At 63.9% G+C, this 13,607-nt stretch carries 11 protein-coding genes; all 11 read right to left on the bottom strand.

Translation table 11 applies throughout. The features are described 5' to 3' along the window. Window positions 1–188: 188 nt before the first annotated feature. The 11 genes from NKI37_RS13920 to ligD all read right to left on the bottom strand — a co-directional run bounded on the left by NKI37_RS13920 (window position 189) and on the right by ligD (window position 13,453). The gene (locus NKI37_RS13920) at window positions 189–653 is read right to left on the bottom strand and encodes a GFA family protein (protein ID WP_031246631.1); all 465 of its coding nucleotides are present in this window, start codon (window positions 651–653) and stop codon (window positions 189–191) included. A gap of 31 nt (window positions 654–684) precedes the next feature. Then, window positions 685–1,221, bottom strand: coding sequence for an isochorismatase family protein (locus NKI37_RS13915; protein WP_352788630.1), 537 nt, complete (start codon window positions 1,219–1,221; stop codon window positions 685–687). A gap of 79 nt (window positions 1,222–1,300) precedes the next feature. Continuing rightward, complete coding sequence (locus tag NKI37_RS13910) at window positions 1,301–3,307, bottom strand: amidase (RefSeq protein WP_352788633.1); 2,007 nt, start codon at window positions 3,305–3,307, stop codon at window positions 1,301–1,303. A 214-nt stretch (window positions 3,308–3,521) separates the two neighbouring features. After that, entirely contained in the window at window positions 3,522–4,904 is a 1,383-nt protein-coding gene (locus NKI37_RS13905) for an SEL1-like repeat protein (RefSeq protein ID WP_352788636.1), read from the bottom strand. Window positions 4,905–4,984: 80 nt separating this feature from the next. Beyond that, the gene (locus NKI37_RS13900; protein WP_352788638.1) at window positions 4,985–6,592 is read right to left on the bottom strand and encodes a WD40 repeat domain-containing protein; all 1,608 of its coding nucleotides are present in this window, start codon (window positions 6,590–6,592) and stop codon (window positions 4,985–4,987) included. A gap of 106 nt (window positions 6,593–6,698) precedes the next feature. Beyond that, on the bottom strand, window positions 6,699–7,469 hold the full coding sequence (locus tag NKI37_RS13895) for an exodeoxyribonuclease III (RefSeq protein ID WP_023703074.1): 771 nt from the start codon (window positions 7,467–7,469) through the stop codon (window positions 6,699–6,701). A gap of 7 nt (window positions 7,470–7,476) precedes the next feature. Next, the gene (locus NKI37_RS13890) at window positions 7,477–8,124 is read right to left on the bottom strand and encodes an alpha/beta hydrolase family protein (RefSeq protein ID WP_023712537.1); all 648 of its coding nucleotides are present in this window, start codon (window positions 8,122–8,124) and stop codon (window positions 7,477–7,479) included. Continuing rightward, window positions 8,114–8,476 carry a hypothetical protein gene (locus tag NKI37_RS13885; protein ID WP_352788641.1) on the bottom strand — a complete coding sequence of 121 codons (363 nt, stop codon included), beginning with the start codon at window positions 8,474–8,476 and terminating at the stop codon, window positions 8,114–8,116. The genes NKI37_RS13890 and NKI37_RS13885 overlap by 11 nt, the downstream gene beginning before the upstream one ends. Before the next feature lie 7 nt (window positions 8,477–8,483). Continuing rightward, window positions 8,484–9,611: a tetratricopeptide repeat protein gene (locus NKI37_RS13880; RefSeq protein ID WP_352788643.1), complete on the bottom strand. Its 1,128-nt coding sequence runs from the start codon at window positions 9,609–9,611 to the stop codon at window positions 8,484–8,486. Next, window positions 9,608–10,513 (bottom strand): non-homologous end joining protein Ku, encoded by a 906-nt coding sequence (gene ku / locus NKI37_RS13875; protein WP_023712534.1) that lies wholly within the window; start codon window positions 10,511–10,513, stop codon window positions 9,608–9,610. The genes NKI37_RS13880 and ku overlap by 4 nt, the downstream gene beginning before the upstream one ends. Before the next feature lie 447 nt (window positions 10,514–10,960). After that, complete coding sequence (gene ligD, locus NKI37_RS13870) at window positions 10,961–13,453, bottom strand: DNA ligase D (protein WP_352788645.1); 2,493 nt, start codon at window positions 13,451–13,453, stop codon at window positions 10,961–10,963. Window positions 13,454–13,607 lie beyond the last annotated feature (154 nt).

Raw genomic sequence — 13,607 nt, 5'->3', positions numbered from 1 at the left:
GGGCCATCGAAACGTTTGCGCAATCGATTCGATGCAAATTTTTAGCGGGGCTTATCTCCCCCCTCGAGGGGGAGATGTCGCCGAAGGCGACAGAGGGGGTCGCCGCGCGTGAAGCGCCAACCTTCCATCTGCAGCAAGGACGTCGAGCCCAGTCGCACCGACCCCCTCTGGCCTGCCGCCATCTCCCCTCAAGTGGGGAGACTCGCGGTTTCAGCAAACTCCGCCACCAGCCCCTCATATTCCTCAAAGGCCGGCAGCGCCTCATAACTGTGCACCGCAGGCGTCGTCGCCCAGGGCAGTTTCTCGCTGGTCCATGTCTCGATGAACGGCGTGAACCAGCCGGGCTCGTCAAGCATGGTGGGGCGCAGATTGACGAACCAGTCGAGCCCTTCGGGGCGCGTGAACATCCAGCTCATGCAATGTGGGCAGAAGTAATGACGCGAGGCGCCGTGCAGTCCGCCGATCACCGGCTCGCCTTGCATGATCTCGAACCCGTCCGAGGGAATGGCGGCGCTCAGCGAATAGGCGCTGGCCGACATGCGCTGGCAGCCGATGCAATGGCAAGCCATGGTCAAAAGCGGTTTTGCGGAAATCTTGAGCCGCACGCGTCCGCAGCGGCACCCGCCTTCGGCCGGCAATTTCAGGGTTGGCACGGAAGTCTCCCACTCTTCGAAGCGCGGTGCTTCAGTCGCCGGTCAGCGCGTTCGTCGTCACCAGCGTGACGCCGGCATCGGTGAAGTCCGCATTGTACCGGGCGATGATCTCGGTCGCGGTTTCGCCTTCAGTGTCCAGCGTCGAGTGCGCATCGGAAACGACAGTGACGCCGAAGCCTTCGGCCAGGGCGCCCTCAACGGTGCCGGCGATGCAGAAATCGGTTTGCGCTCCGGCAAGCACGACTTTGCCGGCCCCTTGCCCGGCCACCCAGGCGCCAAGCTCGGCATTCGAGAAGGCGTTACGGACGGTCTTGGAGAATGTCGGCTCGTCCTTGGCCTGGCCGAGTTCCGGCCATACCGGCCAACCCGGCTCGCCCGGCGCCAGCGGATCGCCGGCCGGCCCGTCATGCCGCACGAACGCTATCCGGCGCCCCTCGCGCCGCGCCCAGCCGATCAGCGAGCGGGTACGCTCGGCTATGCCCGGCGCATCATGGATCGGCGGCTCGACGCGCCCGTCGAACATGTTGGTCTGGAGATCGATGACGATGAGGGGAGCGAGGTTTGACATGGCGCGAAGATAACGCGGGCGATGGGAGGGTCAAGACGGCGAAGCTGCTGATCTCCCCCTTGGGGAGATTACATGTACCTCACCCGATTCCACCCGCGACCACGTAAGCACCAGCCGTGCGTCCATCCTCCAGCCGGATGACGGCCGTAACGATCGAGCCGTAAGCGCCTCGCCACACACTGTGCATTCTTTCGTGCTCGCCGGCCGGCACCAGGATGCGACCGTGAAAGCTTGTGCCGCTGCGCCGCAGAGCGACCGGTTCGCCATTGACGTGAACCTTGACGCCAGCGGTCTCCGCATCGAGTTCAACCGTCACGGCGATCTCGGCCTGGTCTCCTCGCCGCATCGTCTCGGCAACAAGCGTAAGCCTCGGCGCCGGCGCATCGCTGGCCCGCAATCCACCAGGCCGCCCCGCAAACACATCGTCCGGCAATTCCGGCGTGCGCGGCGGGCTGGTGCGGCGTTGGGTGGCGCGCTCGTAATCGCCGGCGAGCCGCAGCAACTCCGCATCATCATAGGCCTTGCCCGCAAAGGTCAGCCCGACCGGCATGCCGATATCGGCCATCGTTCCCATAGGCACGGTGACGGTCGGAATGCCGAGATGACGCCACACCAGATTGCCATTGGCGACCCAGGTGCCGTTGCGCCAGGCGATTTCTGCAGAGGTCTGGTTGACGTCGGCGCTGGCCGGCCCGACATCGGCGACCGCCGGCAGCACGACGGCGTCGAGCCTGTGCTCGTCCAGCCAGTCCTCGAAGTCGATGCGCCGCGTCGCCTCCAATCCCTTCAGACCTTCCGCCAGCGCTGGAATGTCCAGCAATGGCATCACGCCCTGCTTGGCGCTCGTGACGTAGTCGGCCAGATCGAAACCGTCGTCGCCATAGCGGTCCGGCAGCGCGCCCGGCGGCTGCGGGAAAATCTTTGGGCCGTCGACCGCAGCCAGATCGGGGATCGCCGGATCGGCATTTGCGCGCAGAAAATCGTCCCAGCCCCAGATGCAGAGATCCCAGATTTCGCGCTCGGCGAAGGCTTCCGGCACCAGCCCGCGTTCGACCATGGTTTTTGTGCCCGGACGGTCGCGCTCATAGTTCGAGACGACGGGGAAATCGACCTCGACCACCTCCGCGCCGAGCTTTTCCAGGTCACGCGCTGCCTGCCGCCAGAGGTCGAGCACCGAGGCGCGGGTCTCGATGGGTTTGGGCGCGCCGCCATCGCGGCCGATATACATTTTCGGCACGCCGAGGCGTTTGCCTTGTAATGAGCCTTGCAGTTGGAGCGCAGTGTAGCTTGGCGGCCTGAGAGCAGCGCTCTTCGCGATCGACACCCAGGCCTGCACACGCCAGAAATCGCCGCGCGTCTCGGCATCGTCGGCGACGATCACGTCGAGCAACTCCAGCATGTCGGCAATGCCGCGGGTGTGCGGCACCACCACATCCATGGTCGGCACCAGCGGCCAGTTGCCCCTGACCGAAATGACGCCGCGCGACGGCGTGTAGGCGACAAGTGCATTGTTGGACGCCGGCGCGCGGCCGGAAGACCATGTTTCCTCGCCCAGCCCGAAAGCGGCAAAGCTCGCAGCGGTCGCGGTGCCGGAACCGTTGGACGAGCCGGAAGCGAAGGCGGCGGTCAGGTAATCTGCATTGTAGGGGCTTTCGGCGCGGCCATAGACGCCACGCTGCATGCCGCCATTGGCCATAGGCGGCATGTTGGTCAGCCCGATCAGCACAGCACCACCGGCCCTCAGCCTGGCAATGGTGAAAGCGTCCTCGTTGGCGACGAGATGCTCGAAGGCGGGCGAGCCGGCGGCCACCGTCAGGCCCTTCACCTTATAGCTGTCCTTGGCGGTGTAGGGGATGCCGTCGAGCGGCCCGAGCGCAGCACCATTGCGCCGCCGCAGATCGGACGCGGCCGCTTCTTCGAACATTCTGGGATTGAGCACAGGCACGGCGTTCAGCGCGATGCCATGGCGGTCGTAATGCGCGATGCGCCTGAGATAAGCGCCCACCAGCTCGACGCTGGTGACGGTGCCGTCTTCGAGGGCATGGCGCAGATCGGCAATCGAGGCTTCGACGATGTGGAGGGGCATGGGATTCTCGAGATGCAGCGGCAAATGAGTCTTCGCATCGTGCGATACGAGTGTCACGCCGCAAACGAAAGGCGTGACGGCGACGCTGCTGATCTCCCCCAAGTGGGGAGATGGCCGGCAGGCATAAGTGGCCTCCGAAATTGACTGATGAAAGACAGTTTTGGTATCCGCTGCCGATGTCCACCGACGTCATCGGCGTTGCCTGACCCTGAGCTCACAGCGTCTTGCTGTCGAACTGGCCTTTTTCCTTCATCATTTCGAGGAAGGTCCTGGCCTCGGCATTTCCGTGGCTTGCCGATGTGGAAAACCACTTGGCAGATTCCGGATAGTTCGGCTTGCCGCCGATCCCGGTGTAATAAAGCTTGCCAAGGTTGAGTTCTGCTTCGACATTTCCCGCCTTGGCTGCCTCCAGCAACCAGAATTCGGCGGATTTTTCATCCTTGGCTATCCCTCTGCCGCGGGCATAGGCAACAGCCAGGTACAGTTCAGACGAAACGTCCCCCTGCTTTGCGGCCTTGAGCCACCACGAAACGGCATCAGCGTCGCTCTGAGTCAGTCCGGCGCCCGTCCAATATGCCAGGCCGAGGTTCGCCTGCGCATAAGCGTCTCCCCGGCTCGCCGCCTTCAGCCACCAGGATGATGCTTCGGCATCACTTTTGGCAGTGCCCTTGCCCGTAGCATAGGCATAGGCCAGCGCAGACTGCGCCCGGACATTGTCCTGTTCCGCCGCCTTGACCAACCAGGCGAACGACTGGGCGTCGTCCTTGCCGATGCCTTTTCCCAATTCATACGCGTTTGCTAAGGAGTATTGCGCTTCCGGCACACCGGCGACCGCAGCCTTCATCCACCATTCGAAGGCCAGGCGGTCATCCTGACCGACGCCGTGGCCAAGCGAATACAGCGTGCCCAACAGAGACTGGGCATTCGGCTCACCCTTGTCGACCGCCTTTCGCACCCACGTCACGGCGAGCTGATCGTCCTTCTCAACGCCTTCACCGAGATAATAGGACCGACCGATGCAGTAGGCAGCTTCGGTACTGCCGCCATCGGCTGCCTTGCGCCACCAGGAGAGAGCTTGCTCATAGCTTTGCGGAACACCTTGGCCCTGCGCGTACAGGGTGCCGATGGCATAGTAACCATTCGCGTTGCTCTTGTCGGCCGACTGTGTGGCAAATTTTAACGCCAGTTGGTCGTTTCTTTCGACACCTCGGCCATGGGAATAGGCCTGGGCGAGCAAGGATGCCGCATCTGCATTTCCTTGCTCGGCTGCTTTGCCCCACCAGTAGGTCGCCTGCCTGTCATTTTGGGCAATACCCTGGCCACGCCAGTACATTAATCCCAGATTGTACTGTGCGTCAGCATTTCCCATGTCGGCCAGCACGGAGATCTGATGGAATTGCTCGCGATAATCCTTTGCCAGGACAGCCGCTTGAATCTTCTTAATGGCTGACCACTGCACATAGTAATTTCGGCCAGGACCGAGCAGCACAAAAGCCGCCAGCAACACCAGAACGACGGTAAGGACACCTCGGCGACGCGACTTGGGCGGGCTGTAGACAGGTGTATCCACTTTGGGCGCCCAGTCGTTGTTGCTCACCGTCCCCAATCCATTTGCAGCCACCAGTAATCCATAGCGCAAGCCAGGCTGTTCTGGAATATCCAAAGCATTTGATGTCGCTACTGCGGTGCGCCGGCGAACAGGATTTCGCCATCGCCGCCAGCCGCCGGCCAATCCCTGATGGTGCGATCGTCGCCGCCGGTGACCAGTGTGCCGTCGGTGGCGAAGGCAACGGCGTAGATCGGGCCGGTGCGGCTGTCGAACATGGCGATCTGGTCTCCAGTGCCGAGATCCCACAGCCGCGCCGTGCCGTCGAGCGAGCCGGAGGCCAGGCGCTTGCCGTCGGCCGACAGCGCCAGCGTATAGACGGTGCCTTCGTGGCCCTCGAAGCGGCGCAATTCCCTAAACGTGTCGAGGTCCCAGAGCTTGATCGTGTAGTCGCCGCTGCCGGTGACGACATGATGGCCGTCGGCGGTGAAGACGGCGCCGTAGGTGCCTTGCTCGTGGCCGTGCCAGCTTCGCAATTGCTTGCCGCTTTCAACGTCCCACAATTTCAGCGTGCCGTCGATGGAGCCGCTCAGCGCGCGCGTGCCGTCGGGCGAGATTGCGACCGTGCTGATCGGCCAGTCATGTCCGGTCATCACATGCAGCACCGACTTGTTGACGAGATCCCAGACGATGACGTTGCCGGTGTCGTGGCCACTGACGGCGCGCTTGCCGTCCGGGCTGATCGCCAGCTTGCGCACGCCGCCATTCGCGCCCGACGAGAAGACATGCAGCACCGCGCCGTCGGCAAGCTTTCGCAGCACGATCTCGCCATCGTCGCCGGCGGTCAGCGCGGTTGCGCCGTCGGGCATGAACAGCGCCGTGCGCGCCATGTCCTTGTGTTCACCAAGGTTGCGGATCAGCCGCTTGCCGGCGATGTCCCAGAGCTTGATCATATGGTCGGTGCTGGCGCTCATGACGTCGCGGCCATCGGCCGAGACGGCGAGCCAGACGACGGCGTCGCGGTGGCCGTCGGGCTCGGTCGGCAGCGCCGGCGGAGGCGGCGGCAACGGCGCGACGGTTTGCGGTGGCGTGGCCGGAGCCGGCGGTGGAGCAGTCTCCGGTGGCGGTGTCGCCGGAGCGAGTGCGACTTGTGGCGGCTGAGGGGGAGCAGCCGGAGGCGTAGGCTGCGCCGGCTCGGGCGGTTTGGCTGCCTGCACCGGCGGAGTTGGCTCGGGCGGCATGGTGACCTGCGGCGAACTCGGCGGGGCCGGTGGCGTCGCCAGGTCCGGCGGGACACCGTCGATGCCCTGGTCCTTCGGCTCGGCTTTGGGTTCGTTCGGGGCGGCCACCTCAGCGCCCGGGCCGGCGTCACGCGCCCAAGGGAAGTGGTCGGCCAGCAGCGCCAACACGGCGAGCACCGGCAACATGAGGAAGGCGCGCCGCAGACCGGGGCGGCCCTTTGGGTCGATCTCGGCGTCGCGGCCAAAAAGCGGCGTTCCAGCAGGCTGGCTTCGCCGACCCGGCAGCAGTCCGGCCCAGAACAACAGGGCGCCAAGCAGGCAAAGCCCGCCGACGGTCAGGAACACCACCGGTCGCAGCGTGGCTGGGCCGTGCAGCATGTGATCGATCCCGCTCCAGCTGAAATCTCTGTCGCCGAGCAGCAGATACGCCCGCACCAGACAAGCCAAAGCGGCCGCCAGCAGCGGAAGCGCAAACAGCCTTTCGGCCAACCTGTCCATCGGACTCCCCCTCCGGTGCCGCACCTTGCTCATCATGCGGCCGCCGCAGCGAAACAAATAGCGCAAAACTGCGCCCACGAAAGTGGGCGCGATCACGCAGCCAAATTCACTTCAATTCGACCCATACCGGCGCGTGGTCGCTGGCGCCGTCCTCACCTCTGACATCGCGGTCGATGCCGGCAGCGGTGAGGCGGCGCGCCAGTTTCTTCGACAGCAAGATGTGGTCGAGCCGCAGCCCGGCATCGCGCGGCCAGCGGTTGCGGCGATAATCCCAGAATGTGTAGAGCGTTTCCTTCGGATGCTTCTTGCGGAGCGCATCGGTCCAGCCCTGCTCGAGCAGACGCTGGAACGACGCCCGGCTTTCCGGCTGCACCAGCGCGTTGTCGTCATAGGAGCGGGTGGCGTAGATGTCGCGCGGCTCGGGCACGATGTTGTAGTCGCCGACCAGCGCCACCGGCAGGCCGGTGTCGAACAGTTCTGCGGCATGCGCCTCCAGCCGCGCGTGCCACGCCAGCTTGTACTGGAATTTCGGCCCCGGCTGCGGGTTGCCGTTGGGCGCGTAGAGACAAGCGATGACGATGCCGTTCACGGCCGCCTCGATGTAGCGGCTCTGCTTGTCGGCGGTATCGCCGGGCAGGACGTCACGGGTCAGCACCGGCTTGGACCCGCGCGCGAGTATGGCGACGCCATTCCAGGTCGGTTCGCCCTTCCACACCGCGCCGTAGCCGGCCGCCGCAAGCGCCGTGCGCGGAAACTGCGTGTCGCGGGCCTTCAGCTCCTGCAGGCAGACGACATCGGGCTTGGCTGCCGCCAGCCACGCCAGCAGGTTTTGCAGCCGGCTGTTGATGTTGTTGATATTGAAGGTGGCGATTTGCATTTGGCGATCAGGAAACGATCCGCCCTGTCCACGCCTTCACCGTCCCGGCCAGCGTCTTCAAATGATCGGCGGTCGAAAAACCCGACACGCTCTTGCGCGGCTTGAGGTCGTGGTCGCCATCCTCCAGCCAGATCACCTCGATGGCTTTGGAAAGGCCGTAGGTCGCGACCTCTTCTTTCGTGCCGAACTCGTCGCGGGTGCCCTGGAAGATCAGCGTCGGCGTCTTGAGGTCGGCGAGATGTTTTGTCCTGAGCTGCTCTGGCTTGGCCGGCGGATGAAAGGGATAGCCGAGGCAGACGAGGCCCGAAATCTCGCCCTTGGCGAACATCTCGTCGGCAACCATCGAGGCGACGCGCCCGCCCATCGACTTGCCGCCGATGATGAGCGGCCCGGTGACGCCCATGGCTCTCAGATCGGCGATGGCCTTTATGTATTCCGGGTTGACCGTCTCGGCGCGCGGCGGCGGCTTGCGCTGGCCATAGCGGCGGGCCGCCATATAGTGGAATTCAAAGCGCGCGACCTGGAAGCCGGCGGTGGCGAGCGCCTTGGCGGTGGCGGTCATCGAAGGCGAATCCATCGATGCGCCGGCGCCGTGGGCCAGCACGATGGTGACCGGGGCTGTGTCAAAGCCGTCGAAGAGGAAGCTAGTGGGCATCAGGCTGCGGGACCCCGATATAGTGGTAGGTGGTTTTGGAACCGTGAACTTCCTTACGCCACTGCTCCGGATGCAGGGTAACATGGGTGAAAATGACTGCAAAAAACCCCACGAGCACGATGAAGAATGGCCGGCCGAAGCAAACGCGCTGCTTGTTCGACATACGGTCCTCGGGGCGCTGGGGAAATGGCCAAGTTCTGCGGTTGTAATATGTGGCCCAATTGATTTTGCTGTCTTCGAAAAAATTCCAGCCATTGCTCCAGTAGAAGAGCAGCTCGCGGGCCTCCCGCACCGCCAAAACGATGAAGCACGCGGTTAATCCCATACTCGAAATCTGAACAAGATTATCCACGGCAGCCTCACCCCGCCGTCCGCGCCAGCTGCAGATCGACGAACTGTATCCCCTTTTGCGCAGTGCGCGCCCATTCGCTGTCAGCATCGAGTTCGAGATAGCGCACCCAGTGGCGGCGGGCTTCGGTCAGATTGCCGGCGTCGAACTCCAGCCGGGCAAGGTTGAACACCGGATCGGCGTAGCTCTTGTCGAGCGCGATTGCCTTGACCAGATGCCGGCGCGCCGAGGCGATCTTGCCTTCGTCGCTCATCAGCCCGGCGAGGTTGAAACAGGCCTCGACGAACGCCGGATCGAGCTTGATCGCTCTTGCATAGTCATGCGCCGCGTCGGCCACGCGACCGGCGCCACGCAAGCAATTGGCGCGGTTGAACGCGGCGATGGCGTCGCTCGGATCGATGCTGAGGCAGCGTTGGTAGAGCGCCGCGGCATCGTCGTGCCGGCCCTCCTCTTCCGCGCTTTCAGCCTCGGCGAACAATTCTTCCAGCGTGTCGTCGCCGGCTGCGCTTGCGCTGCCGAGATCGAACAGCAGCTGGCCGTCGAGTTCGCTCTGGCCATCCTCGAGATAGATCTGATCGGGCCGGCCATGCTGCGAGCCGACATTGAGCGATTTGGCGGTGAGCGAAGCGACCGGACCGGAGCGATGCACGGAGCGCGCGATCGCGCCCCAGGATGCACCGCCGGCGACCAGCCCGGCATATTTGCGGGCAAGGATCAGATCGCGGAACGAGTAGGGTTCACAATCGTGCTCGAAGGCGTCGAACAGGCTGAGCAGGTCGAGGTCGGCACCGGACAGTCTGGACTGGTCGACGAGCGACTGCCTGGATAGCGAAGACGCCTCCGGCGCCTTCATCAGACCGAGCAGGCGCAGGAAGCCATTTTCGCTAAGGAGCGTTCGGCCGGCGGCACGCTCGGCGGCAACACGGCGTTCAATCTCGGCATCGCCGCCCTTCGCCGTGCCGGCCTTGGCGATCAGCGTTCGGCCGAACACAACATGGCTGGTGCGCCTGGTGACGCCGCGCCGCAACTGGCCGTGCTGACGCTCCACCTCACGGGCCGCGAGCCGCAGCGGAAATGCCGCCAGCGCGCCGATGGCGCCGAAGACGGCGCCCGGGATTATACCGGTCGGCGCCGTCACCCCTTGCTCTTGCCGACGGCCTTGAGCAGATTGGCCTTTAACGGGTTTTCCTTGGCCGCACCCGCCTTAGCCTTGGCGGCAGGTTTTTCAGCGTCGTCGGCCTTGCTCTTCGACTTGGCCGGCGGCTTGGCTGATTGCGACAGGCTCGCCTTCAACGCATCCATGAGATTGATGACATTGCCACGCTCGGGCGCCGCCGCAATGATCGGCTTATGGCCCTTCAGTTTCTCGCGGATCATCGTCATCAGCGCGATCTCGTAGCGGTCCTCATAATTCTTCGGATCGAAGGTGGTTTCCTTCTGCTTGATCAGCGCTTCGGCCAATTGCAGCATTTCGGGATCCGGCTTGCCAGCCGGGATGTTGCCGAAATATTCAGCCGTGCCGCGCACTTCGTTCGGGTTCCTCAACGTACACACGAACATGCCATTCTCGCGCGCGCCGATCGTCACCACGCGCTCGCGGCTGGACAGGACAAGGCGGGCAATGGCCAGCTTGCCGGATTTGCGCATTGCCTCGCGCAGCACGGCGAAGGTTTCCTCCGCCATGGCGCCATCCGGCGCCATGTAGTACGGCGCATCCTGATAAATGACGTCGACCTCGTCTTCGTCGACGAAGGCCTCGATGTTCATCGTGTGATTGGATTCGATGCGCACTGCTTCGAGGTCGGCCTCATCGATGATGATGTACTGCTTGTCCTCGTATTCGTAACCCTTGACCAAGTCCGCGCGCTCGACGAGGCCGAGTTCAGGGTCGACCGGCTTCATGTTGATGCGGTTGTGGGTCTTCTTGTGCAATTGGTTGAACGATATGCGCTCGCTGGTCGTCGTTGCCGGATAGAGCCGGACCGGACAGCTGACGAGGCTGAGCTTGAGGTAACCTTTCCAACTTGCCCTGGGCGCCATGATACTCTCCTACGCGGCCATGCACTGACATTTCAGACTGAGCATGATCTTCTCCGAAAACCGGTTCCCACGTTTCGGGATCATGCTTACGCAGCGCTTCGTCCAAAGGACGAATGGTGCTGCGGAAATCCTACACCGGCCCCAAACATACCGGCAAATTCCTGACGAAACCTTCCAGGTGAGCTGGAGGGCACCGACGGAGGATAATTCAAATTGTCCGCATGGTCGATGGACTTGGGGAAGTAAGTCATGCCGGAGGGACAGCACCCCCCTCTGTCCTGCCGGACATCTCCCCGGCAAGTGGGGAGATTGGCAGCTTCAACCTTATCGCTCCTCTTGCAAGGTTTGCGATTGGCGAAAGCAGAGGCGACATCCGATCTCCCCCCTTGCGGGGGAGATGTCCGGCAGGACAGAGGGGGGTGTGCCGGATCGCCAACACCTCCCGATCTACTTCCCCGAAAACAACGGCAAATCTCTTGCGAAATCCTGCATGTCCGCCCACGGATCGCCCGACGTCGCCAACAGCCCCGGCAAGGACGAATAGTTCAGATCCTGCGGCGTATCGATCGTCTCAAGGTCTGCCCAACTCACCGGCGTCGACGCCGGCAGGTTGGTGCGGGCGCGCAGCGAATAGGGGGCGGCGGAGGTGTGGCCGCGCGCGTTGCGGTGATAGTCGATGAAGATGCGGCGCCTGCGGTTTTCCTTGCCCATTGTGGTGGTGAAAGTGTCGGGCGCGGTGGCCGCCAAGTGCGTGGAGATGGCGCTGGTCGCCTGGTGCAGCTTCTTCCAGTTCTGCTTTTGCGTCACCGGCACGGTTATGTGGATGCCGCTGCCGCCGGATGTCTTGGCGAACGGCACCAGGCCGAACCGCTCCAATTCGCCCTTGATGTGGACGGCGGCCTCGACCACTTCGCGCCAGGCGATGCCCTCACCCGGATCGAGATCGAAAACGATCTGGTCGGGCTTGTCGAGGCTCAAGCGATGCGTGCCCCAGGTGTGGAACTCAACGACGCCGAACTGCGCGAGTGCCAGATAGCCTTTTGCTCCCTCGACCGACAGATAGGATTTGGTTTCACCTTCGGAGTTGGTGGCGTCAAAAGTGACCACCGACGGCGGCATGCCGGTGAAGGCGTGGCGCTGGAAGAAACAGTCCTTCGGCAGGCCCGTCGGGCAGCGCACCAGCGACACCGGGCGGCCCATGATATGCGGCAGCATGAAATCGCCGACCAGCGCGTAATAGACGGCGATGTCGAGTTTGGTCGGTCCGGTCTTGCCGAACAGCCGCCGCTCCGGATTGGTCACCCAGATGGTGGCGAGATCGGCTTCGGCGATCAGCCGCTTGCGCTTCGGCGACACCGGCGTCGACAGGCCGACATCGCGCAAGCCCCGAAACACACCGTGGCGCAGCGAATTGTCCGCCGTTCGGTTGGCGTAGTGGATGCGGGCCGACAGCATCGGCCGCACCCATTTCATCTCGCGCATGATCTCGCGCGGCACACCCTCGGGTGCTGTCGCGCCGTCGCGCAGCGGCTGCAGCCGGGCCAGCAAGTCGCCCGCCGTCGCGGCATCGAAGCCGGTGCCAACCTTGCCGCGATAGTGCAGTTCACCATCCGCGAATTCAGCCATGCCGATTGCCGCCAGTCCTTCGGCCGCGTCGGAAACGGTGTAGCCGGCGATGATGAAATCGCCGGTCTCCAGCGCCTTGACCTTGGTCCAGGTCTTGGTGCGGCCGCTCTGGTAGATGGCGTTGGCGCGCTTGGAGACGACGCCTTCCAGCCCAAGGATCGAGGCCTGATCGTAAAGCCCCTGCCCGTCGCCTTCGACATGGTCGCTCAGCTGGATGGCGGAGTTGGCGCCCTGCCCGGCTAGCAGTTCGGCGAGCAAGGCCTTGCGTCTTGCGAGCGGCGCCTTGCGGAGGTCCCAGCCGTCGAGATGCAGCAGGTCGAAGGCATAGAAATGGAGCTTGCTGCCCGCACCCGCCGACAGCGCATCCTGCAGCAGCGCGAAACGCGAGATGCCCTTCTCGTCCAGCACCATGATCTCGCCGTCGATGATCGCCTGGCTGAGCGGTAGCCGGGAAAAGGCTTGCGGCAGGTCGCCGTAACGCTTCGTCCAGTCGATGCCGCCGCGGGTGATCAACCTGACCTCGCCATCTCCGACATGCGCCATGGTACGATAGCCGTCGAATTTTATTTCATGCAGCCAGAGTTCACCTGTGTCTTCCACCGGCCCGCCCGGCGGTTTCGGCACCTGCGTGGCGAGCTGCGGCTCGATGCGCGACGGCGGATCGCCCCTGACCGCACCGGACAACGCGCCGGGTTTCAGCGCGCCGGGCTTGGGCGGCAGGCGGGCCGGCTTCCTCGGCGGCGCCACCAGCTCCTCGATCCGCTTGCCGGACTTCACGCTTTCCGGCCGCGCTTCCAGGATGTCGAGGCCGGTATCGGCGGCGAGATCGCGCTCCTTGAACAGCAGCCAGTTTTTCTTCTCGCTGTCTTCGCCGGGCTTGGGCTTCAGACGGGTCAGCATCCAGCCGCCATTCAACTTGTCGCCGGCCAGCCGGAACTTGAAGGCGCCGGTGCGCAGGCTCTTGTCGACATCGTCCATCGGTGCCCAGGTGCCGGTGTCCCAGACGATCATCGGCCCGCCGCCATATTCGCCTTCGGGAATGACGCCCTCGAAGTCGATATATTCGAGCGGATGGTCCTCGGTCTCGACTGCGAGCCGCTTGTCGGCCGGGTTGAGCGAGGGCCCGCGCGGCACCGCCCAGCTTTTCAGCACGCCGCCGACCTGCAGGCGCAAATCGTAATGGTCGGCGGTGGCGTGATGCTTGTGGACGACGAAGCGGTTGCCGTCGCCTGAAATGACCCCGCCCGCCGGTTCCGGCGTCTTCGTAAATTCGCGCTTGGCGCGATAGGCCTTGAGCTTGGGCGGGTTTGGCATGGATCAGGTAGGAGCGGCGCTTTCCCAGCGCCGCATTCCGTCACACCCCCCTCTGTCCTGCCAACATTTCAGATTTCCCAGCACGGTGCGAAGGAACGAAGATCACGCTCAATCGTCAGCAGCCGGCATCAACTCAAGCTCGGCCGGCGACAGC

The organism is Mesorhizobium sp. M0626, from assembly GCF_040320665.1.
In the GTDB taxonomy this organism is placed as follows: Bacteria; Pseudomonadota; Alphaproteobacteria; order Rhizobiales; family Rhizobiaceae; genus Mesorhizobium.
Note: the sequence above shows the minus strand (reverse complement) of the source record. Positions and strands in the feature narration are given on the sequence as shown.